The sequence below is a fragment of the Streptomyces sp. NPDC044106 genome, assembly GCF_056433985.1.
The window spans coordinates 166255-188424 of record NZ_JBWKFZ010000016.1 but is presented as its reverse complement, the minus strand read 5'-3'; the positions used below and the strand labels follow the sequence as shown (position 1 = coordinate 188424).

The following is a 22170-nucleotide window of genomic DNA, read 5'->3' as shown; positions in this document are numbered from 1 at the left end:
ACCCGCTACGACAAGACCCGTGAGTCCTACCAGGCCACCGTCACCATCGCCTCACTCCTGCTCTGGATCTGACCCTTTGAAGACGATCTCTAGGGCCTGGCTCCGGTGGCACCTGGACGGGGTTGTTGCACATGCCGTAGCGGCATGTGGTGGGGTCGGGGCACCACAGCACGAAAGGCTCTGTCTGCGATGTACCCCTCCCTCATGCCTCCCCGGCAGGTCAAGATCGGTGATGCCGCTGCGTTCGCCGGGATCACCCCACGCGCCATCCGCCATTACCACGAGATCGGTCTGCTGCCGGAGCCCGAGCGCGGCGGGGACGGCCGCCGCCGCTACGGCTATGACGACATGACCCGCCTGCTGTGGATCCGCAAGATGGCTGATGCCGGTATCAGCCTGGACGACATGCGGGCCGCCTTCGGCGAAGCCCGGGACGAAGCTGGGGACGAAGCCCTGGACCAACCCCCGGATATCGAGTCGGTCCTGAGCAGGCTGGAGGAAACCTTGGCGGCGCAGGAGGCCGCCATCAAACGTCGGCGCGCGGCTGTCCAGCGCCTGCAGGCGGTGGGCAGCCCACTGGGGCTGCTCTCCGAACTGGTCACGGACCGGCTCAGCCACCTGCCCCCGGACGCGCTGCGTCCCTCCGATCTGGACGCCCTGCTGGTCACGGAACGGATCTTCGGGCCGCTGGGCGCCGCCATCCAGGCCGGCACGTTCATCGTGCTGGCCACCCACCCCGACCTGCGGGCCGAGGAGGAGCGTCTTGAGGCGGCCGAGGCCGCCCTCGACGACGGCGTCGAACCCGACGACCCGCGCGTCGAAGAGCTCGCCGTACAGCGATGCGCTCACCAAATGGCCCTGAATCAAGCCATCGAGGCAGCTGGTCTCGACGCGGCCGATGAGAAGATCTTCGAGATCTACGACGCCGACCTGCAAGGGGAGGAGGGCACAGAGATGAGTGCCGCCGCAGCGATGACCAAGATGCCTTACGACTTCTCTCCTGCCCGGATGCGCTGCGTGGAACTCGCCGGACGGCTCTTCGGCGAGGCCCTTGCCGACGCACACTCCGCGGACAGCTGATCGTCTGTGCCTGGCACTGGCGTGGCCCGACAACCGGTCGCGTTCATCCGCATGTGACTGATCGGGTCAGACGTCGAGCCCGGGCCGTAACCAAAGGTGACAGCACAACTGGCCGTACGTGGGGATTCCGAACTGGCCGCTGACACCCTCCTGGAAGACGGCCGCCTCGCCGTGTGAAACTACGCCGACGGCACCGATCCAGCTCACACCGGCCCCGAACCGTCAGAGGCATGGCCCGCCTCTTCCGTACCGCCTGGCTCAACTCGTGTGACGGAGCCACTGCAGTCCCTGGTCTTTCGACATCACCCCGCGCCAGACATCCGCAAGGCTGGCCGGTGCACGCGAACAGGAAGAGGAGAGACGACGCATGAGCGCTCATCCTGGCGGCACGGAGGCCACGACGTCCGCGAGCGGCCCGCGCCCGCCCATGACACGGTTCGACGACATCTACGACCTTCCCGACCCCCGGGCCTTCTTCCGCGCGCTGGGCGCGTGGCAGTACACCTGGAGTCCTTCGGCCTGGTCACCGAAAAGGACGTCGCACGGACCTACCCGCAGCGCCGGTTCATCAGCCCCCAAGAACAGCAATCCGCCATCGACGCGGTGGCGGCAGCCCGCGAGGGCCCCGAGGGCAAGGAGACCGACGGGTACTTCCACACCGCACTGCACCTGTCCCGGCCGGCCGAGGACATCGCAGCCATCCCGCTGGCCGCCCTGACAAGGGACGCAACGGATCCGGCGGCCGGGCCGCGAGACCCCGTACAGGGATAACCGTCCACCAGTGCTGCCGCGCAGCAAGGGCGGCCAGGAGCATCCGGAGGCGAACCATGGGACCGGGCCACATGTCTCCCGTGCCACCGGCAGTACGGGCAGGGGAGCACGGCAGCTCCCGGTCGGCGGATGGCAGTACAAGCACCACTGAGGAGTACGTCGCCGTCTTCCAAGAGGACCTGATCCGCTCCTACCGGGCCTTCCTGGACCAACGGCGAGCCACACGGCCCATAGAGGAACATCGTGAACCCACGACCGACGAATGGCGCGAGTTCCAGGAACACTTCCACACCCGCAAGCTGGAACTCGGCGACTGCGCACGGCCTTAACCCCGTGCCAGCACGAGCACTCGTGCATGCGGTGCCCGATGCTGCGGGTTTCTCCCAGACAGCGGCCCCGGCTGATCGAAATCACCACGGAAAAGCTCGTCGCTCTCGACCGTAGATTGCAGCGGACACGCGAGGTTGGTCAGGGCGGCCCTACCGACCTTGGCATGCCAGTGATCACCAGGCCGCAATGATGGCACCGCCCGAGCCGGTGTCTCACGATCCGGAGAGGTTACTCCAGGAAGTCCTGCCAAAAGGTCACAGTTGCTGTCGGCTTCCAGCCGTCAGGGGTGTGCGCGCTGAAGTCGTCGAATTCGTGGTTGATGTAGTCGGCCAAATCAGCGCCGTAATAGATGACGTCGGTGCCCCAGATGGACATGATTGGGTCCCCGTGGGAGCCGTGGTCGGCAGGCACGAAGCGATGCGCGTAGACGGGCACGAGCTTCGGTACCTGGTCTAGCATCACTGTGGCCTTTTGTTGGGCTTCCTCCGCATCCGCAGGCCGCTGCCCCCACGTCGGATGCCAGTACCCGGCGGGGCCCAGACGGGTAGTCCTCCAGCAGGGCATTCACAGCCAGACGTGGGCGTGTTGCCGCACAGCAGGGGCCGACCGACCAAGGAGGTGGGGCGTGACGATTACTGCGGAGTCCTTCGCGGGCCGCGTCCTGGCTGTGTTTTCACGTCGGTCTCCCGGCTTCCGGCCTCGTTGCGGGTGTCGGAGCGGTCGGTGGACTGGCGACGGCACTGGCGCGAGAATGGCCAGGCCGGGGTGGCGTCGAAAGGATCGCCTGGCCGGTCGCGGCTGTCTGAGGTGCAGATCGTCAGGCTGGAGCGGGAGTTCGAACGTGGCCCGCTCGCACACGGCTGGGCCGACCAGCGGTGGATTCTGGCCCGGGTGAAGACCCCTGATCGGTCGACTGTTCCACGTCTCGTACACGGTGCAGGGCACATGGCGGTCGCTGCGGCGGTACGGCTGGTCGTGGCAGCAGCTGGCTCGACGCGCGATCGAACGCGACGATGAGGCGGTGGAGCTGTGGAGGCGGGAGGTATGGCCGCAGGTAGAAGCACCCCGGTCGTCCGCATACGCGGAGGGGGCTCGGCCGGGTATCGATGGCGGGCATGACCTGCTACAAGCCCGGCGAGCGATCCCGTCTGACATACGCGATCCGCGAGTGCCGTGGCCGCAAGGACGAACCGAAGAGCTTCGGCTGGAAGGACTACCGCGACCTGGTTATCCGTGCCCGTACACAGCTCGGCGGCCCGATCGTGCTCGTGTGGGACAACCTGCGCATGCACCTGGTCGCGCCACTGCGGGAGTTCTTCGCAGCCAACACCGACTGGCTCACCGTCTTCCAGCTACCGACCTACGCCCCCGACCTCAACCCCCCAGGAAGAGCTCTGGTCCCTGGTCGAACGCGACATCGGCAACCTCGGCGCCGCCGACCTCAGACAGATCACCCGAGCAGTGAAACGAAAGCTCAAGATGATCCAGTACCGCCCCCACCTGATCGACGGTTGCCTCAGCGGAACGAGCCTGGCGCTGGACTCATGACACGTCGCGCCCGTGCGACGGTCGGCGGCACCGGCCACAGAGGGCGACCACGCCTGGTTGGTGTCGCAGCTCGCCCGTCAGGTGTTGGCCCCTCGGGCCGCCACCGCCCAGCGGTCCACGACCTGATCGCCCTGCACGATGACCAGCTCATCGGCCAGGTTCACCGGTGTGCACACGTGGTTGGGGACGACTGCCACCACGGTGCCCAGCGATGGGGCCTTCATGCCCTCAGGAAGCACCACTGTGGCGTGATGCTCCGACAGTGACGTGAGGGACGCGCCCGGAAAGGCGGGCAGGTACCCGTGGCCAGTGACCCACGGTGACCTGTCGGAGCCCAGTACCTTACTGCCGACGTCCAGCACGAAGCGTCCGGTGGCCGGTACGCTCACCACGGTCGCGATGGCGTACAGGGCCAGGTCGGTTGAGGTGCAGGTCCCGATGGCCAGCTGGGTCGCGTCGTTGAAGACATACACGCCGGGCCGCAGCTCGTTGACCGCGCCGGGCTGCCACCGCCCGGCCGTCGGCGTCGATCCCCCGCTGACGACCCGCGCAGACAGACCTACGGCCTTCAGGGCTTCGACCGCCTCGCCGAGCGCCAGCTCCTCCTCGCGCGCCGCATTTTCCCGGGCCTGCGGGTCGTAGCCGTAGCCGTGCCCGGGGAAGGTGAACACCCCTGCGACGTCGAACCCGGCATCGGCGGCCGCCTTGCCCACCGCGGCGGCATCGGCCGGGAGGACTCCGGTGCGGTGGTGACCGCTGTCGACCTCGACCACCACTTCGACCGGGCAAGCGGCCCCCCGAACTGCCCGCCCCAGACGCTGAACACCCTCCACAGAGTCGGCGCCGACCCGCAGGGCCGCGGTCTCCGCCAGTCGACGCAACCGCCGAGCCTTGCCGTCGTCGACCCACAACGGGTAGGCGATGAACAGATCAGTGGCACCGCCTCGGGCGAACACCTCCGCCTCAGCAACGGTGGCCACCGTCAGACCCACTGCCCCCGCGCCGATCTGCCGGTCGGCGATCTCCAGGCACTTGTGCGCCTTCGCGTGAGGACGTAGCGCAAAACCGCCTGCTCCGGCCGCGGCTGCCATCCGGGTGATGTTCCGTTCCATCACCTCTACGTCGACCAACAACGCGGGTGTGTCCATACCTTCAGGAAGATCTGTGCTCATATACATGCACCTCCACCGGAAGATCACGCACAGACGATCATGTGTGGTTCCCGTCAAGGACACATGAGACACGGATCCCTGGCGACAGGTTCAGCAGGTTGGCCGCATGCCTTCTGCACTTGTTGTCGGCTACGACCCGCAAGCGATACCTGGCGTCGACGGAGAGGCTCTTCGTGTGGCGCTCGACGCGGAGCCGGCCCGGTTCGGTGAACACGGCATCGACGCGGCCATGGCTCTGATCGTGTGCGACGAATCGGCAGAACCCACCCTCGTCGCATCGTTGACCAGGCATCCGTGGGACGTCGTGGTCGTCGGCGGCGGGATCCGCAAGACCGAGCCGCTACTCCCGCTCTTCGAACAGATCGTGAACCTGATCCGGCGCCATGCGCCCCAGGCCGCCATCGCGTTCAACACCAGCGGCGGGGACAGCGTCGAGGCGGCACAGCGGTGGCTCTGAAGCCGGGCCGCTCCCGCTCGATCACGCCCTGAGTGGCGCTTCTCCGCGGGCGACCTGCCGGGCGAGGACCTCGCGATCGATGCACTGGCCTCGCCCTCCGCTGCCGCATGAGCCGGGTCCAAGGTCCGGACAGCCGCCCGATTTCGCCGCGCTCCGATCACGGGCACTACTTAGTGGTACTGTGTAGCGGTACTCGGTACTACGCAGTACCGCTAGGGCCGAGGAGGACTCGCGATGGACGATCTGACGGAGATGCTCAAGGGCACGCTCGAAGGGTGCGTGCTCGAAATCATCAGCAGCGAGGAAACGTACGGGTACGCCATCACTCGCCAGCTGAACGAGCTCGGCTTCACCGACGTGGTCGAGGGCACGGTCTACACCATCTTGCTGCGGCTGGAGAGGAACAAGCTCGTCCAGGTGACGAAACGACCGTCCGGGGTCGGACCGCCGCGCAAGTTCTACGCGCTCAATGACGCCGGACGCGAAGAACTCGCGAAGTTCTGGACGAAATGGCAGTACGTGTCATCACGCATCGACAAGCTAAGGGAGGGTGCTAGATGAGCTTCTGGGAGACCATCACAGGCAGCGATCTCACCAGGGATTGGAAAGCGTTCGAGGCCAGGGCGGAGGCCCTGCCGGACGACCATCGAGCGGCATGGGACCAGATCAAAGTCCACCTCCTTCCCCATGGGGACTTCACCGGCCGCAACCTGATGCCGATCCTCGACGCCGCCCTTGGGCTGCTCGAGGAAACAGCGGCGGACGGGCAGAGCATCCACGAGGTGCTCGGCGACGACATCCCAGGCTTTTGTGCGGCGCTGGCCGGCGGGGAAGGGGCCCGCACCTATCGCGACCGGTGGCGCGAGCAGTTGAACAGGAACGTCGCAAGGAAACTGAACCGGCTGGGAGGCTGACGTGAGCATCCAGGACATCATCGAGGGCAAGAAGCAGTGGCGGGCCCACCTGGCTCGGGTCAAGGCGCTCCCGCCGGACTACCAGATCGTCTACAAGGAGATGCAGAAGTACCTGTTCAAGGTCGGTCCTATCGACCTGCTTAACGGGCCCCTGCTCCCCGGAATCGTCGACTTCTTCGAGGAAGGCGCCGCCGACGGCAAGGGAGTCTTGGAACTCATCGGGAGCGATGTCGCAGCCTTCTGCGATGGCCTGATCAAGGACTCGCGCACCTATGCGGACGTCTACCAGGAGTCCCTCAGCAAGGAAGCCGGTAAGGCCGAGAAGTAGCACCCGCGCGCCCCATACCGGCGGGCGCAGCAACCCGCACGCCGCGGCTCGTTCGCCTCGGCGCAGCGCCGACCGTGCACAAGCCGACCGGTCGCCGCCAGTCCTCCAGCCTCCGAAGGGAAGCAGACATGCCTCCATCTGTCATGCCCACATCCAGTCACCGTGACGGTCATCCGTCGCCGACCGCCATCTCCGCCACCGGGTTACGCAAGTCCTACGGAGACAAGCTCGTCCTTGACGGTATCGATCTGCACATCCCCGCCGGGTCCGTGTTCGCGCTGCTCGGCCCGAACGGCGCAGGCAAGACCACCGCCGTCAAGATCTTGTCCACGCTGATCACTCCCGACGCCGGAGACCTGCACGTCGGCGGCCACGACCTCGCCGCCGACCCGCAGGCGGTACGCGCCGCGATCGGCGTCACCGGCCAGTTCTCCGCCGTCGACGGCCTCATCACCGGTGAGGAGAACATGCTCCTGATGGCGGACCTGCACCACCTGCCCAAGAGCGAGGGGCGACGGGTCGCCGCCGAACTCCTGGAGCGCTTCGACCTGGTGGAGGCGGCGAAGAAGCCGGCCTCGACCTACTCCGGCGGCATGAAGCGCCGCCTGGACATCGCCATGACCCTGGTCGGCGGCCCGCGGATCATCTTCCTCGACGAGCCGACCACCGGCCTCGACCCACGGTCCCGGCACAACATGTGGCAGATCATCCGGGAGCTGGTCACGGGCGGTGTGACCGTCTTCCTCACCACCCAGTACCTGGACGAGGCCGACGAACTCGCCGACCGGATCGCCGTCCTCAACGACGGCAGGATCGTGGCGCAGGGCACCGCGGAGGAACTGAAGCGGCTGATCCCCGGCGGGCACGTCCGGCTCCGCTTCACCGACCCGGCCGCCTACCGGGCGGCCGCTGACACCCTGCGCGAGGTCGTCGCCCGGGACGACGAGGCGCTGTCGCTGTCCATCCCCAGCGACGGCAGTCAACGCGAACTGCGCTCCCTCCTCGACTGGCTCGACTCCGCCGGTATCGAGGCGGACGAGTTGACCGTCCACACCCCCGACCTCGATGACGTGTTCTTCGCCCTGACCGGCCCGCCCACCGTCCCCAACCAGCCGAAGGAGACGGTCCGATGAGCTCCCCCTCTCTCGCCGTACGCGACTCGCACACGATGTTGCGCCGCAACCTGCTGCACGCCTGGCGCTACCCGTCCGGGACTCTGAACCTGCTGCTCACGCCGATCATGATGCTGCTGCTCTTCGTCTACATCTTCGGCGACGTGATGAGTGCCGGTATCGGTGGCGGCAGCGCGGACCGCTCCGACTACATCGCCTATATCGTTCCCGGCCTGCTGCTCATGACCATCGGCAGTACCGTGATCGGGGCCGCGGTGTCCGTCTGCGTGGACATGACCCAGGGCCTCACCGCTCGCTTCCGCACGATGGCGATCTACCGGGGATCGCTGCTGGTCGGGCACGTCGTCGGCGGCGTGCTGCAGTGCGTGATGAGCGTGGTTCTTGTCGGCGCTGTGGGGGTGGCGATGGGTTTCCGCTCCACGGATGCCACCCCACTGGAGTGGATCGCGGCGTTCGGGCTGATCACCTTGTTCGCCCTGGCACTCACCTGGGTCGCGGTCGGCATGGGCGCGGCCAGTCCGAACCCCGAGGCGGCCGGCAACATGGCCATGCCGCTGATTCTCCTGCCGCTCATCTCCAGCGCCTTCATCCCGGCCGAAACGATGCCGGGCTGGTTTCAGCCGATCGCCGAGTACCAGCCCTTCACCCCCGCCATCGAAACCCTCCGTGGCCTGCTCCTCGGCTCCGGAATCGGCAACAACGGCTGGATCGCGATCGCCTGGTGCGTCGCCCTGACCGCGCTCGGCTACCGCTGGGCGACGGCGCAGTTCAACCGCGACCCGAAGTAGAGGTGGGCGGGGTGGCCAAGTCGGTCACTCTGTCACTCGATCGAGGCATCCGTCAGCGAACCCGTGCGCCCCTCGCCCAAGATCGTCCAGAGTGGGCTGGGACGCGCCACACGCCCGCCTCATCGGCGGTCTACGGTGCCGAGACGCCGCGCCTCCCACCGCGGTCGCCCGAGGAGAAATTCTGTGCCATCACCCTGTGACCCCCAGCATGCTCCTGCCGGCGATGTGGGCGCAGCGCTCATGATGGTCGACTCCCGGCTCAAACAGATCCGGGACGGCAGGACCGAGACCGGCCCCGACCAACAGGCGATGATCGACCAGTAAATCGCGTCCCTGGGCCCCGACCTCGTTGCCTCGATGCGCATGATGCCCAAGAGCGCCCGCCCCGAGGCCATCCCCACCATGGTCGGCCTGGTCGTCGCCGCGGGGACCGGCCTGAGCCCGAATCTGTGGCGCCAACAGTACGGAGACTGGACCGAGGAAGAGCTGACCCCCCTCGAAGCGACCACCTTGCTGCTCGCGGAGCACATCAACCGCCTCACGGACAACCCCGACTTCGCCACCCGCATGGTCACCGAAGCGTTGTCCAGGGCGGACGAAGACGGATGTGCCGGGTCTTAGAGCTGCGTTTCCGCTGCGGCGCAGCTCAGCCCCTTGGCTAGCGAGCGAGGGCCGGGCCGGGAGAGCACGGCCAGGTGGAATGGCCGTAACAACCTCACCCTGGAACCAGGATGACGGAACAGCACGAAGAGTGGCGGATGAGGAGGAGACCTCAAACGGGCAGTTTCGTGTCGATGACGAAGCTGATTTCGATGACCTGGCCGGGCAAGGTCGGCTCAGTAATGCCCAAGACCGTGCCGACCGGGCGGCGGTCGCCGAAGTACCCCAGGTTGCCCTCCGCCGTCACCGCGGCATTCTGCCGCAGGTTCACCACGCACAGGGTCTGCGAGACGACCTGGTTCCGGGTGGCGCCCCGGAATGAGGTCGAGGGCGTCAGCCACAAGACGCTCACCCAGAACCTGCGCATGCCGCACGCAGCGAGACCCTCGCGCGTTGCGCGATTCCTTTGATCGGTCTCACGTGATCGGGTTACGCCATCCTGTGCCACAGGTTGAGGCCGGGCAGCCCACTCGCGACGACGCCGCACGGCTGCCCGGCGCAGGCACCTCGCTCGGGCCTACCCGAACTTCACGAAGGTCGGGAAGGGAGCCGAGAACGTCTCGAAATTCCTGGAGCCGACGAACCCGGCGAACACCGTGCAGGTGCTGTTCGTGTACATGCTGGCATCGGTGTCCGTGTCGTTGTGGGCGTTACGTGCGCCACCGCTGACGGCGATGCACTGGCCGTTGGGTGTCGGGACGTTCAGTGTCGTCTCCCTTCCGTTGTCCGCCCGCGTGTAGAAGAACGTGCCCGTGGCGGCCTGGGCGCTGCTCGTGGCCAGGCCGGTGCCCAGCGCGGCGGCCGCACCAGTGATCAGAACCGCTCGGATCGTTCGCTTGAGTGCGTACATGAGGGGGAGCCTCCTGCCCTTCCGGCAAGGCGCGGGACACCGCGCCTATGCAGGAAATGGTCTACCTCTTTTGGGTTAGTCTGAAGGCTTCTGGCGCGTGAGTACCCGAATGAGTGACATTCACCGTTTCGAGCCACCGTCAGCCCTGACCAGCCGCACTCGCTGAGAAGAGTTGCTGAGGAGGGTGGGCGGAGAGCGAAGGCCGTCCTGCGTGTGCCCCGCCCTCAGCGTTCGTTACGTCGTCTATTGATGACCGCATCAAGAGACGCGGCGCCCATGGGCGGGCGCGTGAAGGTCAGCTCTTCGCTCTTCAGGCCGGCGAGCACCAGGTCCAGATGCCGTTCCCATGCGTCGGCTTCGATCGTGTCGGTCATGGCGATGATTCCCCGAAGTGCCCAGATGACGGCGGCGAGGTCGGAGAGGGAGACACTCTCGGGCACGAGGCCGGCCTGCTGTGCCGTCGCCAGGAGGTCCGCGGTGAGAGCGTAGACGCGTTCACGCTGGGGGCGGCTGGCCATCTGCCCGAACTCGTCCGGCAGCACGCCGCGACTGGCGGCCAGGTGAAGTCCCACGGTGCGCAGGAAGTACTCAAGCCGCTGATCGACCGGCAGGTTCTGCGCTCGCTGGACATGGTGGAAGAGACGATCGTAGAAGGCGGCGGCCAGAGATTCCCGAAGAGCGTCGATGGTGGGAAAACGACGGTAGAGGACCGCCGGTTCCTCCCCTACCTCCCGGGCGAGTTGCGCCATGGTCGCGCGGGGCCCGAGTTCTCGCATCGCCGACGCCACGGCCCACAGCAACCGCTCGTCACCCGGCTGCTCGCCCGTCTCACGCTGAAGGTCTCGCCCGCCGGCGTACGCGTCCTGTTCCTCGTGCACGCTTTCTCCGCTCTGCCCGGCTCGCGGCGGGTGCAGCGCCTGTTGGCGCCTGCATACCTACTTCCCCCGGCACCATAACCGCTTACAGGGCATAAGCCGCGAAATGCACAGCATGGCGCGGGCTGTCATGGCGACACTCGGTCCCGCGTCGCGTCAGTGCTCCGCGACGCCAAGCTCTCGCCCCGGACCGGCCGGGCAGGGGCCCTGGCGGTGGTCTTCCAGTTCCTTGAGCTGCGGCACGAGGTCGAGTTGCACAACCTCACCGGCCGCATGGTCGAGTGCCCGCTGGATGAGATGAACCGGCCGCGAGCCTCGGTGGAGCCGCAGCTGCGCATCCCGCCCAGCGAAGCCGGGATCGAGGAACTGTGCACCGGATGGCGCGAGGAACTCATCTCCTGCCACAAGTTCGGCCCGGCCGCTCGCACCTACGCGGTCGCCCGGCTGGCGGCCGACGTGGGACTGAGGATCAACGAGGCACGGATGCTCGACCGGGACGACGTCCGGTCGGAACTGGGCCGGTTCGGCCGCTCAACGTCCGCCACGGCGTGGGCTCCCTGCGACGGGGGCCGAAGCCGCGGCTGGTGCCGCTGGTCAACGGCGCCGACCGGAACCTTCGGTGGTTCATCGAGGGTGTCTGGGGCCACTTCGACACCGACCACACCCGACCTGGTGCCCCGCTGTTCCCCTCCGAGCGCAAGAACCGGGACGGTTCTTGCGCTCGGGCGACCGGCCACGTCTTTGCCGGCGATCCGCTCCTGGATCGACCTCCGCACCGGCCAATTACCTGCCGGCTTCGCCGCCGACGTGCTCGCCATCGAACGGATCGCCGCCACCCCGGTGCAACGGCTGATCGTCGCCCTGGCGGCCGTCCACGCCGCCCGCACCACAGCTATCCGCTGCCGCACCCTGGACGACATCGACATACCCAACCGGCGCATCACCATCGCCGGACACACCCAACGGCTCGGGGAACTGACCCAACAAACACTGCGGGCCCGGCTCGACCAACGCCGCACCACCTGACCGAAGACCCCCAACCGCCACGTCCTGATCAACGCGATGACCGCCCTCGGCACTGGCCGTCAGTGCCGAATACCTTAAGCGGCACCCACTGCCCCAAGGCGTCTACCTCGAGCACATCCGCAGCGACCGGGTCCTGCATGAAGCCCTGACCGTCGGCGCCGACCCGCTGCAACTCGCCCTGGTCTTCAACCTGCCCCACACCAACGCGAGCCGCTGCGCGACCATCGCCCCGGTCCTATAGACGGCGTGTATGGCCTCCATTGATCTGGCCGATCTGATCGAGAAGGGCTGCATTCAACTGTGCCCGCGCAGCCCTGACTCGCTCCAGAGCCTCCAGGACCTCACTACGCACGGGGCTCTCCCGCGGCAAGGGACGTTGCAGGACATCAGCACGGACTTCGCGGGTCGCCTCTCGCAAGCGCCCCAGGAGCTGGGAGAGGGCGATGAACGCTGATCCGTCCGCGTCGTCTGGTCGCGCCCCGCCCAGGGCTGGGACCAGCGGAGTGCCGTGCGGTGGTGTGTCCTGTGATTCGAGCCAGAGGCCGCTGTGCGCCAGCGCGTGTCCGGCTTCGGTGGCCTCTCGGCTGGCTTGGAGCATGATCTCGTCGAATCGGTCGACGCCCACAGGATGGTGTGCCTGCAAATCCTGGACGAACCGCTCCAGCGCATCGATCCACGCCCGACCCGTGGTTCGCATTTTGAGCAGCCGAGCGATCTCGATCTCACTTTGGCTAGCCTGCTCCTCACTCGCCTTCTGCTCGGCTTGCCGCCGATGCAGACGCAGCGGGCCATAGACAGCCGCGAGGCCGGCAACGGCAGCTCCCCCCACAGCGCCGAGCAGTCCGTACAGCGCGCCGGTATCGGTCATACCCCTCCATTCCGCCGACGTAAGGCTGCCAGTAGCCACACCCGTGCGACTGTCCAAGCCCTTCACCTGAACAAGTTCGTCAGAGGCCCCTCGACGCTGTCAACGCTACGGTCGCCCGGAAATCCACGTCGGGAACGGTCGTCGGATTGGTTTCCGACCATGCTTCTTGGCTACTGCCGCACTTCGACGGCCGATCAGAACCCCGACCACCAGATCGACGCACCTCTCCGCAGCGGCGTCGACCGCGACAACATCGACGTCGCCAGCGGCGCGAAAGCCTTCCGCCCAAGCTCGATCTCGTCCTGCAGGCTGCACGTCATCGAGCAGGGCATCGACACCTCCACCATGGAAGGCCGAGCCATGTGCGGGATGCTCAGCGTGCTCGCAGAGCTCCAGAGAGAGCTGATCCCTGCCTGGAAGCAGCGGGCTCAAGTTCGAGCCGGTCCTGCTGAATGCACGCGGCCACCACAGGCCGCTGGTCGTCTGCACGGACCGCGTATGGCTTGGCGGAGCCCGGCAACTCAGCTACCGAGACGGCCGGGACCCGGCGTCAGCACCAGCCTGCCGAACACCTCCCCCGCGTCCATCGCGCGGTGGGCCGACGCCGCCTGTTCCAGGGGCAGCACCTCGTGGACGACCGTGCGCAGGCTCCCCTGCGCGGCGTCGGCGAACTGGGAGGTCCGCACGGCCTGGCGGTCGGGGCCGGGCACGGTGTCCGAGCTGAACGTGGCGAACGACAACGACTTGCGGAACGCGTCCATCAACCGCATGCCGAAGTCGGCCGGCGGCTGCCCACCGATCACCCCGACGGCCACATACCGTCCGTTGGGGTTCAATCGGTCGAGGAAATGCGGGAGATGGGGTCCTCCCACGATATCGATCACCACGTCGAAGCCCGTCGGCGCGTCGGGGCCGCCCGCGCCGGAGCGGTCAAGGACATGGGTCGCGCCGAGGTCCCGCAGGCGGGCGCCCCGCTCCGCCGACGACGTGGTGACTGCCACCGCGCCCGCCCGGGCCCTTGCCGCGAGCTGGACCGCCGTGATGCCGATGCTGCCCGCCGCACCGCGCACGAGCACCCTCTCACCGGGCGCGAAACGGGCCCGCTCCAGGGCGAAGTGGGCGGTCACGCCTGAGCCGCCGAGGGTGACCGCGTCCTCGCCGGTCAGGCCGTCGGGCAGAGCGAGGATGTCCTCGACCGCGGCGACTGCCTGCTCGGCGTACCCGCCGGACAGGCCGGTGAACGCCCACACCCGCCGCCCGACCCATGACGCGTCCACGCCCTCCCCCACCGCGGTGACCCTCCCCGCGACCTCGCTGCCGAGGAGGTGGCCCTCTTGGATGCCGTGTACGACAAGCGTTCTCCGACGGATCACGGCGTCCACGCCGCCCACCCCGATCGCCTCCACGGTGATCCGCACCTGTCCCGGGGCGGCTACGGGTGCGGGCACATCGACGACCTCCAGGCCATCGGGGGCTCCGAACGTCCTGATCACGACGGCTTTCATCTCTGCTCCTCGGCTCGGTGAAGGGATGCCGCAAGGGGACGGCACCACCGCCATCGGACCGTAACGGACGCCCCCGTCCGTTTGGCTAAAGTGAGAAACCATGAAGGACCATCTGCCTCAGACCGTGCGCTCCGACGCCCGGGACAACCGGCTCCGCATCCTGGGCGCCGCCCGTTCGGTGTTCGCCGAGGAGGGACTGACGGCGCCCATGCGCGAGGTCGCCCGGCACGCGGGTGTCGGCCCCGCCACGCTGTACCGGCACTTCCCGACCAAGCAGGCGCTGATCGTGGAGACCTTCGCCGAGCAGCGGCGGGCCTGCCACGCCGCCGTCCACGACGCCCTCGCGGACCCGGACCCGTGGCACGGATTCCAGAGCCTGGTCGAGCGGATCTGCGAACTGCACGCGCACAGCCGGGGGTTCGCCGACGCCTTCATGACGGCCTTCCCCGAGGCCATGGACTTCGCCGCCGACCGGGAGCAGACGCTGCGCGCGGTCGGCGAACTGGCTCGCCGCGCCAGGGAGACCGGCCGGCTGCGCCCCGACTTCGTCGTCGACGACCTGATCCTCGTGCTCATGGCCCACCGGGGCCTCCAGGACACGCCGCGCGCCGCCCGGGTCGCGGCCTCCCGCCGCTTCGCCGCCTATGTGATCGAGGCGTTCCGCGCCGCACCGGATCCGGTGGATGCGCCTGCGCCCCTGCCACCGGCACCGCGCCTGCGGCTCACATAGCTACCCTCAGATGCCCGGAGGCAGGATCTTCTGGGCCCGGCCCACCGCCCACCGGGGGCCGGGCCCTGAGGTCAGCGCCTGAGCGAGCTCAGGTCCTGTGCGTACGTGCCCACCGCCTTCGCGATGACGTCGATGTTCAGGTCGAACGCCTTACGGTCGATGTTCGTGATGTCGTCACCCTTGGCGTGGTAGTTCGGGTCGTAGGGCTGACCGGCCTTCCCGCCCGCCTTCAGCGCCTGCTCCTCGGTCTTGAGGCCCTCGGCGCCGGTGAAGGTGCCACCGGCCGGGATACCGGCGTCGATGAACGGCCCGTAGTCGGAGCGGCCGTCGAAGTCGGTGCCCCAGTGCGGCACCTTCTTCTTGTCCAGGAAGCCGTTGATCAACTTCTCGATCTGGGCGGAACCGGCCGGTCCCGCACCCGAGCCCGTCTTGTCGGAGTCGTCGCCGTCGTAGACGAGTTCGGCCGCGTTGGGCGAGGCGATCATGTCGAAGTTCAGGTAGAGCTTGATGTTCTTCTTCTGCTTGGCGCCCAGGGTCTTCACGTAGTGGTCCGAGCCGAGCAGGCCCAGCTCCTCGGCCGACCACCAGCCGAAGCGGACCTTGTTGGCGAGTTCCTTGCCGCCCTTGGTCGCCTTGGCGAGCTTCTCGGCGACCTCGATGAGACCGGCCGAGCCTGAGCCGTTGTCGTTGATGCCCGGGCCCTCGGGTACGGAGTCCAGGTGCGCGCCGAGCGCCACCACGCGGTCGGCGCGGCCGCCGCGGGTCTCCGCGATGACGTTGCGGGTCTTGTGCGGGACGGCCTCGGTGGCGACGTCAAGGGAGAGCTGCACCTGCCCCTCGGCGACCTGCCCGGCCAGCTTCTCGCCCTCGGCCCTGGTGATGCCGACGGCGGGAATGTGCGCGTTCTCCGGGGACTCCAGGTCGCCCTTGACGGGCTGGTCGCCGGAGTGGTTGTAGAGCACGAGTCCGACGGCGCCCGCCTTGGCCGCGGCGGCCTCCTTCTCGGCGAAGGTGCAGGCGCCACGCTTGACCAGCGCGATCTTTCCGGTGAAGGTGCCCGAGGTGTAGTCGTCCGCCTCGCAGCCCGGGGTGTCGTCGACGCGGGCCGCGGCGAGGGAAGCGCGGAGGCCGCCCTGGGGCGTGGACTTGCTGAAGGCGAACGCCCGGGCGTTCAGCTTGCGTGCCTCGGGAGACAGGACGCTGGCGCCCTCCCGCAGCGTGCGGGACTCGTAGAGGGTGAAGTCCTGGTACGCGACCTTGTACCCGGCCTTCTTCAGCCGGTCGTACACGTACGCGGTGGATGCCTTGTGGCCCGATGTGCCCGCGGCGCGGTTGCCGCCGTGGGCGTCGGCTATCTGTTGGAACTTCTCCAGATGACGGTAGGCACTCTTGCCGGTGGTCTTCTTCACCAGTCTCTCGGCCAGTCGTTGGGCCTTGTCGGCCTGCGTCGTCCGGTGCCCGTCGTGCCGGGCGGCGTCCTGCGCGCCTGCGGGGGATGCCGCGGCGAACAGGACGGGGGCGGCGACGACGGCGGAGAGCAGAGCGACCGTCGTCCGACTGCGGGATGCGCGCAACGGAGGTCCTTCCTTGCGTGGTCGGTGAGACCCGCCGATGATCACCGGCGAGTGCGGAAGGACCGTAACCCGATGAATTATTAGATCAGATGGTTTCGCCGGGTTCGCAACCACGCCTTCACGCAGTTGTCACGGAACGCAATACTCACGGGTCGGCAAGGCGTTTGACCTCCCGCAAGGGTGCGGTGGTCTGGATGTCCTGAATGCCGGGCAGCGGCCCGACGCGCCGGTCGATGTACTCGTACAGGTCGTAGGGGCTCTGGAAGATGCCGCTCGCCACCACGTTGCAGGTGCCGGTGACGGCCGCCGCAAAGGGGATTTCGGGGTGCGTGGCGAGGACCTCGCCGACCGTACGCAGATGGGCCGGGGTCACACGCAGCCACAGGCGGGTGCTCATGTGGTAGCCGAGAAGCCGCGGGTCGAAATCGACGGCGAACGCCAACGCCCCCTCGCCGCGCAGGCGTTGGAGGCGTCGCTGAACGCTGGACGGCGAGCGGTCGGTGGCCGCGGCAAGCTCGGGCAGGGGTGCCCTGCCGTCCCGGGCCAACTCCGCGAACAGGGCACGGTCGGCGCCGTCCAGGGGCAACGGGGCCCGGCGACCGCCGGAATCCACGGCAAGGGACGCCCCGCCGGTCCGGAACCGGCTGGCGTGCCACGTGGTGGTGTCGCCGACGAAGGTCCGCAGCACGCAGTGCGCACTGGCGGAGACGACGTGCGGGGTGTGGGGCAGCTTCTGCAGCAGTGCGTCACGGTCGGCGGCGGTACGGGTGTTCAGGGCGCAGCAGACCTCCGTGCCGCCGGAGTCGACCGTCACCCAGCTGATGTCCGGTCGGCGGGCCAGTGCCCTGGCGGTCGCGACCGCCGTGCCGGGCGTACAGCGCAGACACAGCAGCCAGTGGGTCAGGTCGAGCCGGGAGGGCACCGGGCGGCCGACGAGACGCAACCCGAGGGCGCGCAGGCGCTGGTAGCGGCGGGTCACCGTGCGCTCGGACACACCGAGTCGGCGTGCGGCGCGGCTCAGCGGAATCCGGCCGTCGAGCTGGAGGAGGTGGAGGAGGCGCTGCTCGAGGTCATCGATGTCGCTGCCGTACGGTGCGCCGGAATCCACCGTCACATCCCCTTCTGAGGCCGGTTGATTGCATGGGCCAGGGTATGGCTTGGGGCGGTCGGGGCAGCGCGTGGAAGGTGGTCCGGCACCCACCCTTCCCCTCCTCAGGAGAGCGTGATGAACATGGATACGGATGCTGGCGGCCCCCACCGCCACGTCACCGTCGTGGACGGATACGTTCCCGTCATCGACCTGGCCGCGGCCGGCACGCAGCCGGGCCGTGCGGCCGTAGCCGGGGCCATCGGCCGGGCCTGCGAGACGTCCGGGTTCTTCGTCGTCGTGGGGCACGGAGTGCCCCAGGATCTGATCGACCGCATGTACGCGACGACCAAGGACCTGTTCGTGCTCCCCCGGCGGGAGCGGGAGAAGGTTCTCGGCGGGCCGGACACCTGCGGGCTGCGCCCCTCGGCGGGCAGCGCGGCCAAGAGCATGGGCCTGCAAGCACCGCCGGACCTGTGCGATGTCTTCACCGCCAACGCTCTGGGAGAATTCGACACGGAGCGGCGGCGCGCCGAGGGCGGTGGCGACGCTTCGGCGCCCTGGGCCCGGGCCAACCTGTGGCCCGCCGCCCCGGTGGAGTTCAAGGACACCTGGCTCGCCTACATGGGGGCGATGGAGCGCCTGGGCAGGCAGCTGATGGAGTTGTTCGCACTCGCGCTGGACCTCGGCGCGGACTTCTTCGCCGACAAGGTCGACCGGCACATCTCGACGATCGTCGCCAACTACTACCACCCGCAGACCGAACCGCCGCTGCCCGGCCAGATGCGCAAAGGGGCGCACAGCGACTGGGGCACCGTGACCATCCTCTACCAGGACGCGGCGGGCGGCCTTCAAGTGCGTCATGACACTGACGAAGGCCATCGGAGCACGGGAGGCCACGGCTGGCGTGACGTGCCCTTCGTCCCGGGCAGCTTCGTCATCAACATCGGGGACATGATGCGGTTCTGGACCGGCGGCCATTGGGCGTCGACCCTGCACCGGGTCGTCAACCCGCCCCAGGGCGACGGGCGCTCACGCTTGTCCCTTCCGTACTTCTTCATGCCGAACCACGACACCCGGGTCGAGCCGCTCACGCGTTTCCGGGGCTCCGCGTCGACGGGACCGGACATGCCCTTCACGACACCGGGGCGTTGGTACCGAAGGATGATGGCAGCTACGTACGCGTAACCCATGGGCTCGGGTCAAGCCGGCGTAAAATCTCGGCGAGTTGGTCCAGTCCTTTCCGGACGCCAGAGCGCGGACGAAGGGTTCAGGGCCGTGCATTGGTACGGCCCGAGCCCTCTCCGCCCGCGTTGACATGCTCACGGGCGGTGGTTCCCTAATAGGTCTGTACCACAGGCAAGCGCGTCCGCCCCCGTCCCATCGGACCCGATCCCGCATCCACCCCTGTTCTCGTACACCCGGCAGGCCCGGCACGGACGGACGCCTCACCTCCCCCCAAGGAGAGCCGTGTCCCCACTCAGATCCACAGCCAGAGCCCACCCGGCCCTGGCCGCCCCCCGGCGTCTCGTCGCGGTACTCGCCGTGCTCGCACTGGCGCTGGCCGGACTCACCTCGTTCGCGGCCCCCGCCAGCGCGGCCGCCAGACTCACCGCCACCTTCGTCAGCGAGGGCAGCGGCTCGTCCTGGACCGGCAAGTTCGTGGTGAAGAACAGCGGCGACACCGCCGTCGACACCTGGTCCCTGGAGTTCGACCTACCCGACGGCGTCACCATCAGCGACCACACCCACGGCACCGCCGAGGTCAAGGGCAAACACGTGGTCGTGACGCCCGCGTACTACAACGCCCGCGTCCCGGCGGGCCGTGACACCGAGCCGTACAGCTACACCTTCCGCGGCAGCGGCCAGCTCAAGCCCCCGACCGGTTGCCTCATCAACGGCGACAAGTGTGACGGCACCGCGGCCGTACCGCCGAAGGCCCCCACGGGGCTGAGCGTCGCCGACGCCACCGCCCGTACGGTGAGCCTCAAATGGGCGGCGGCCGCACAGGGCGACTTCCCCGTCGCCTCGTACGAGGTGCTGCGCGGCACCACCGTCGTGGCAGCCAGTGCCACCACCCAGGCCACGGTCCGCGACCTGCAACCGGCGACCGCCTACCAGTTCAGCGTCCGGGCCAAGGACTCGCGCGGCAACACCGGTGAGGCCGGCGCTCCCGTCACCGCGACCACCGTGGACCCGGCGACCGACACCGTGCCGCCCACCGCGCCCCGCAACCTCCGCGCCGGCGACATCACTTCGAGCACCGTGAAACTCGCCTGGGACGCGGCCACCGACAACCAGCGCGTCGCCGCGTACGACGTCTACCGCGGCACGGCACTCGTGGAGAGCCTGCCCGCCGACACCCTCACCAGCACCGTGACCGGCCTCACGCCCGACACGGAGTACTCCTTCACCGTCCGGGCGCGGGACGCCGCCGACAACGCGTCGCCCGCGAGCAACGCCCTGTCCGTCACCACCAAGGAGGCGGTCGGCCAGGGCGGTTACGCCAAGGTCGGCTACTTCGTGCAGTGGGGCATCTACGGCCGACAGTACTTCGTGCGGGACCTGGAGACGTCCGGTGCCGCAGGCAAGCTCGACGTCATCAACTACGCCTTCGCCAACGTCGACCCCAAGAACCTCACCTGCCTCAACGGCGTCACCAAGGGCACCACCCAGAACCCCCAGGACCCGAATCAGGGCGACGGGGCCGGTGACGCCGAGGCCGACTACGGCCGGGCCTTCCCCGCCGGGCAGTCCGTGGACGGTGTCGCCGACGACGGCTGGGGCAAGCTGCGCGGCAACTTCAACCAGCTGAAGAAGCTCAAGGCCAAGCACCCGAACCTCAAGGTGGTCGTCTCGCTCGGCGGTTGGACCTACTCCAAGTACTTCTCCGACGTCGCCAAGACGGACGCCTCGCGGCAGAAGTTCGTCAAGTCCTGCATCGACATGTACATCAAGGGCAATCTGCCCGCGTACAACGGCGCGGGCGGTGACGGCGTCGCCGCCGGGATCTTCGACGGCTTCGACCTGGACTGGGAGTGGCCGGGCTCGCCGGACGGTCACCCGGGAAACCACTGGAGCACGGACGACAAGGCCAACAACACCGCGCTGATCGCCGAGTTCCGCAAGCAGCTCGACGCGCTCGGCGGCAGCCACCGGCTGCTCACCGCCTTCACCCCGGCCGACCCCAAGAAGATCAACGACGGCTGGGACCTCAAGGAGGTCTTCAAGCACCTGGACTTCGGCAACGTCCAGGGGTACGACTTCCACGGCGCCGGCAGCGACAACTCCTGGGAACCCAACCGCACCGGCCACCAGGCCAATCTGTACAAGGACGCGCAGAGTCCGTACGCCAACGACTTCAGCGTCGACGACGCCGTGAAGGCGTACACCGATCAGGGCGTCAAGCCGCGCAAGCTGACCATCGGCTTCCCGTTCTACGGGCGCGGCTGGCAGCAGGTCGCCGACGGCGGCGCGCACGGCGAGTGGCAGAGCGCGAACGGCGCCGCGCCGGGGCAGTTCCAGGAGGAGGCGGGCACCCGCGGCTACGACAACCTCGTCGCCGCTTTCCCGAACCTCACCGTCTACCACGACGAACAGTCCATCTCGACGTACGGCTACACCGGGGCGAACGGCCAGTGGTGGTCGTTCGACGACGCCTGGTCCATCGGGAAGAAGACCCAGTACATCAAGGCCAAGGGCCTGCTCGGCGGGATGATCTGGGAGATGTCCGGAGACACCTCGGACAGCACCCTGTTCAACACTCTGGACCGCGGCCTGAAGTAGGACCGCTGTGAACGCCGCCCGTCACCCGCTCGTCCGGGGTGGCGGGTCGGCGGGGCCGCCTCGACATCGCGCGGTCACCCGTAGAGCGAACGCGCTCCCGGGCTGTTCCCGCTGAAGCGCTGGCCCATGGCGACCTCCTCGCCGACCACCGACCAGACGGTGTCGTCGTCCCGGAAGGGCAGCGGGTCGATGCTGCTCGTCTCCCGGCGGATGCGCTCCACCTCGCGCTCCAGGCACTCGAATGCGGCCTCCTCATCGCCGTCACCGTCGCCGTCGAAGGTGAACTCCTCCAGCAGACGCTGGAACCGGGCGGTGACCTGTATGAGTGAGGAGACGTCCGTGTGGAGTTCCCGCACGGTCTCCTCGTCGGCGTCGAAGGCGTACACCTTGCCGGAAGCGGGGTCGAGGGCGAGGTGGGCGTTGAGCAGCCAGCCGATGACGGGCCATGCGCCCGCGTCCTGCGGGACGCCCTCGACGTCTACGACGTCCTGGACCAGCGGCAGCCGGCCGTCGTCCTCGTCGGACTCGCGCAGCGACAACGTTCCGGTGGGGACGCCGACGGTCCGCAGCAGGCGGGCGCCCTCGGTGTCCGCGACGGAGGGCGGGAAGGCGGTGGCGGGCAGGTCCGCGAGCCGGTCCTCGCCGAAGATGGCGGTCAGCTCGCTGCGGGTGACGTCGAAAAGCACTG

At 68.3% G+C, this 22170-nt stretch carries 21 protein-coding genes and 3 pseudogenes; 14 read left to right on the top strand and 10 right to left on the bottom strand.

Translation table 11 applies throughout. The features are described 5' to 3' along the window. Positions 1 to 189 precede the first annotated feature (189 nt). Together AC07DI_RS28470 and AC07DI_RS28465 are read left to right on the top strand one after the other, a co-directional pair. A complete protein-coding gene (locus AC07DI_RS28470) occupies positions 190 to 1080 on the top strand; it encodes a MerR family transcriptional regulator (RefSeq protein WP_478906896.1) in 891 nt (296 codons plus the stop codon). Positions 1081 to 1572: 492 nt separating this feature from the next. Further along, positions 1573 to 1851, top strand: a complete 279-nt coding sequence (locus AC07DI_RS28465) for a hypothetical protein (protein WP_478906894.1) — start codon at positions 1573 to 1575, stop codon at positions 1849 to 1851. A 558-nt stretch (positions 1852 to 2409) separates the two neighbouring features. Here AC07DI_RS28465 and AC07DI_RS28460 read toward each other — a convergent pair. Continuing rightward, the gene (locus AC07DI_RS28460) at positions 2410 to 2616 is read right to left on the bottom strand and encodes a hypothetical protein (protein WP_478906893.1); all 207 of its coding nucleotides are present in this window, start codon (positions 2614 to 2616) and stop codon (positions 2410 to 2412) included. A gap of 255 nt (positions 2617 to 2871) precedes the next feature. Here AC07DI_RS28460 and AC07DI_RS28455 point away from each other — a divergent pair. Further along, a pseudogene (locus tag AC07DI_RS28455) lies at positions 2872 to 3729 on the top strand (transposase); the annotation flags it as partial. Between the two features lie 77 nt (positions 3730 to 3806). Here AC07DI_RS28455 and AC07DI_RS28450 read toward each other — a convergent pair. After that, positions 3807 to 4901 carry an alanine racemase gene (locus AC07DI_RS28450; RefSeq protein ID WP_384252747.1) on the bottom strand — a complete coding sequence of 365 codons (1095 nt, stop codon included), beginning with the start codon at positions 4899 to 4901 and terminating at the stop codon, positions 3807 to 3809. A 106-nt stretch (positions 4902 to 5007) separates the two neighbouring features. Between AC07DI_RS28450 and AC07DI_RS28445 the strand changes: the two genes are divergently transcribed. The 7 genes and pseudogenes from AC07DI_RS28445 (at position 5008) to AC07DI_RS28415 (ending at position 9142) form a co-directional block, all read left to right on the top strand. After that, a complete protein-coding gene (locus tag AC07DI_RS28445) occupies positions 5008 to 5358 on the top strand; it encodes a hypothetical protein (protein ID WP_478906891.1) in 351 nt (116 codons plus the stop codon). A 234-nt stretch (positions 5359 to 5592) separates the two neighbouring features. Further along, entirely contained in the window at positions 5593 to 5919 is a 327-nt protein-coding gene (locus tag AC07DI_RS28440; protein ID WP_478906889.1) for a PadR family transcriptional regulator, read from the top strand. Beyond that, complete coding sequence (locus AC07DI_RS28435; protein WP_478906887.1) at positions 5916 to 6272, top strand: DUF1048 domain-containing protein; 357 nt, start codon at positions 5916 to 5918, stop codon at positions 6270 to 6272. Before AC07DI_RS28440 ends, AC07DI_RS28435 begins: the two co-directional genes overlap by 4 nt. A gap of 1 nt (position 6273) precedes the next feature. Beyond that, positions 6274 to 6600: a DUF1048 domain-containing protein gene (locus AC07DI_RS28430; RefSeq protein WP_384252756.1), complete on the top strand. Its 327-nt coding sequence runs from the start codon at positions 6274 to 6276 to the stop codon at positions 6598 to 6600. A 128-nt stretch (positions 6601 to 6728) separates the two neighbouring features. Further along, positions 6729 to 7733: an ATP-binding cassette domain-containing protein gene (locus tag AC07DI_RS28425; RefSeq protein WP_478906885.1), complete on the top strand. Its 1005-nt coding sequence runs from the start codon at positions 6729 to 6731 to the stop codon at positions 7731 to 7733. Beyond that, on the top strand, positions 7730 to 8521 hold the full coding sequence (locus AC07DI_RS28420; protein ID WP_478906883.1) for an ABC transporter permease: 792 nt from the start codon (positions 7730 to 7732) through the stop codon (positions 8519 to 8521). The genes AC07DI_RS28425 and AC07DI_RS28420 overlap by 4 nt, the downstream gene beginning before the upstream one ends. 183 nt (positions 8522 to 8704) lie before the next feature. After that, positions 8705 to 9142: pseudogene (locus AC07DI_RS28415) on the top strand (hypothetical protein). 151 nt (positions 9143 to 9293) lie between these two features. On the opposite strand, the pseudogene AC07DI_RS28410 reads toward AC07DI_RS28415, so the two are convergent. The 3 genes and pseudogenes from AC07DI_RS28410 to AC07DI_RS28400 form a co-directional block, all read right to left on the bottom strand. Then, positions 9294 to 9494: pseudogene (locus tag AC07DI_RS28410) on the bottom strand (RidA family protein); the annotation flags it as partial. A gap of 204 nt (positions 9495 to 9698) precedes the next feature. Continuing rightward, positions 9699 to 10031 carry a hypothetical protein gene (locus AC07DI_RS28405; RefSeq protein ID WP_384252771.1) on the bottom strand — a complete coding sequence of 111 codons (333 nt, stop codon included), beginning with the start codon at positions 10029 to 10031 and terminating at the stop codon, positions 9699 to 9701. 224 nt (positions 10032 to 10255) lie between these two features. After that, a complete protein-coding gene (locus AC07DI_RS28400; RefSeq protein WP_478906881.1) occupies positions 10256 to 10909 on the bottom strand; it encodes a TetR/AcrR family transcriptional regulator in 654 nt (217 codons plus the stop codon). A 210-nt stretch (positions 10910 to 11119) separates the two neighbouring features. Between AC07DI_RS28400 and AC07DI_RS28395 the strand changes: the two genes are divergently transcribed. Beyond that, positions 11120 to 11932: a hypothetical protein gene (locus tag AC07DI_RS28395; protein ID WP_478906879.1), complete on the top strand. Its 813-nt coding sequence runs from the start codon at positions 11120 to 11122 to the stop codon at positions 11930 to 11932. Positions 11933 to 12167: 235 nt separating this feature from the next. On the opposite strand, the gene AC07DI_RS28390 is transcribed toward AC07DI_RS28395, so the two are convergent. After that, positions 12168 to 12800, bottom strand: a complete 633-nt coding sequence (locus tag AC07DI_RS28390) for a hypothetical protein (RefSeq protein ID WP_478906877.1) — start codon at positions 12798 to 12800, stop codon at positions 12168 to 12170. 521 nt (positions 12801 to 13321) lie between these two features. Continuing rightward, positions 13322 to 14305, bottom strand: a complete 984-nt coding sequence (locus AC07DI_RS28385) for a zinc-binding dehydrogenase (protein WP_478906875.1) — start codon at positions 14303 to 14305, stop codon at positions 13322 to 13324. A 100-nt stretch (positions 14306 to 14405) separates the two neighbouring features. Between AC07DI_RS28385 and AC07DI_RS28380 the strand changes: the two genes are divergently transcribed. Then, positions 14406 to 15035 carry a TetR/AcrR family transcriptional regulator gene (locus AC07DI_RS28380; RefSeq protein ID WP_478906873.1) on the top strand — a complete coding sequence of 210 codons (630 nt, stop codon included), beginning with the start codon at positions 14406 to 14408 and terminating at the stop codon, positions 15033 to 15035. 71 nt (positions 15036 to 15106) lie between these two features. Here the strand turns inward: AC07DI_RS28380 and AC07DI_RS28375 are convergent, their stop codons facing one another. After that, complete coding sequence (locus AC07DI_RS28375; RefSeq protein WP_478906871.1) at positions 15107 to 16609, bottom strand: M28 family metallopeptidase; 1503 nt, start codon at positions 16607 to 16609, stop codon at positions 15107 to 15109. A 145-nt stretch (positions 16610 to 16754) separates the two neighbouring features. Continuing rightward, positions 16755 to 17717: an Lrp/AsnC family transcriptional regulator gene (locus AC07DI_RS28370; RefSeq protein WP_384252792.1), complete on the bottom strand. Its 963-nt coding sequence runs from the start codon at positions 17715 to 17717 to the stop codon at positions 16755 to 16757. A gap of 123 nt (positions 17718 to 17840) precedes the next feature. On the opposite strand from AC07DI_RS28370, the gene AC07DI_RS28365 reads away from it, so the two are divergent. After that, positions 17841 to 18884: an isopenicillin N synthase family dioxygenase gene (locus AC07DI_RS28365; RefSeq protein ID WP_478906870.1), complete on the top strand. Its 1044-nt coding sequence runs from the start codon at positions 17841 to 17843 to the stop codon at positions 18882 to 18884. A gap of 282 nt (positions 18885 to 19166) precedes the next feature. Then, positions 19167 to 21482, top strand: a complete 2316-nt coding sequence (locus AC07DI_RS28360) for a glycosyl hydrolase family 18 protein (protein ID WP_478906868.1) — start codon at positions 19167 to 19169, stop codon at positions 21480 to 21482. Between the two features lie 74 nt (positions 21483 to 21556). On the opposite strand, the gene AC07DI_RS28355 is transcribed toward AC07DI_RS28360, so the two are convergent. Then, positions 21557 to 22168, bottom strand: coding sequence for an SUKH-4 family immunity protein (locus AC07DI_RS28355; protein WP_478906866.1), 612 nt, complete (start codon positions 22166 to 22168; stop codon positions 21557 to 21559). Positions 22169 to 22170 lie beyond the last annotated feature (2 nt).

Bases quoted from the DNA above. Each gene is read 5' to 3' on its own strand.
- AC07DI_RS28405 (WP_384252771.1), bottom strand. From the start codon at position 10,031: ATGTACGCACTCAAGCGAACGATCCGAGCGGTTCTGATCACTGGTGCG.
- AC07DI_RS28390 (WP_478906877.1), bottom strand. From the start codon at position 12,800: ATGACCGATACCGGCGCGCTGTACGGACTGCTCGGCGCTGTGGGGGGA.
- AC07DI_RS28420 (WP_478906883.1), top strand. From the start codon at position 7,730: ATGAGCTCCCCCTCTCTCGCCGTACGCGACTCGCACACGATGTTGCGC.
- AC07DI_RS28425 (WP_478906885.1), top strand. From the start codon at position 6,729: ATGCCTCCATCTGTCATGCCCACATCCAGTCACCGTGACGGTCATCCG.
- AC07DI_RS28385 (WP_478906875.1), bottom strand. From the start codon at position 14,305: ATGAAAGCCGTCGTGATCAGGACGTTCGGAGCCCCCGATGGCCTGGAG.
- AC07DI_RS28450 (WP_384252747.1), bottom strand. From the start codon at position 4,901: ATGAGCACAGATCTTCCTGAAGGTATGGACACACCCGCGTTGTTGGTC.
- AC07DI_RS28435 (WP_478906887.1), top strand. From the start codon at position 5,916: ATGAGCTTCTGGGAGACCATCACAGGCAGCGATCTCACCAGGGATTGG.
- AC07DI_RS28470 (WP_478906896.1), top strand. From the start codon at position 190: ATGTACCCCTCCCTCATGCCTCCCCGGCAGGTCAAGATCGGTGATGCC.
- AC07DI_RS28380 (WP_478906873.1), top strand. From the start codon at position 14,406: ATGAAGGACCATCTGCCTCAGACCGTGCGCTCCGACGCCCGGGACAAC.
- AC07DI_RS28365 (WP_478906870.1), top strand. From the start codon at position 17,841: ATGGATACGGATGCTGGCGGCCCCCACCGCCACGTCACCGTCGTGGAC.
- AC07DI_RS28445 (WP_478906891.1), top strand. From the start codon at position 5,008: ATGCCTTCTGCACTTGTTGTCGGCTACGACCCGCAAGCGATACCTGGC.
- AC07DI_RS28440 (WP_478906889.1), top strand. From the start codon at position 5,593: ATGGACGATCTGACGGAGATGCTCAAGGGCACGCTCGAAGGGTGCGTG.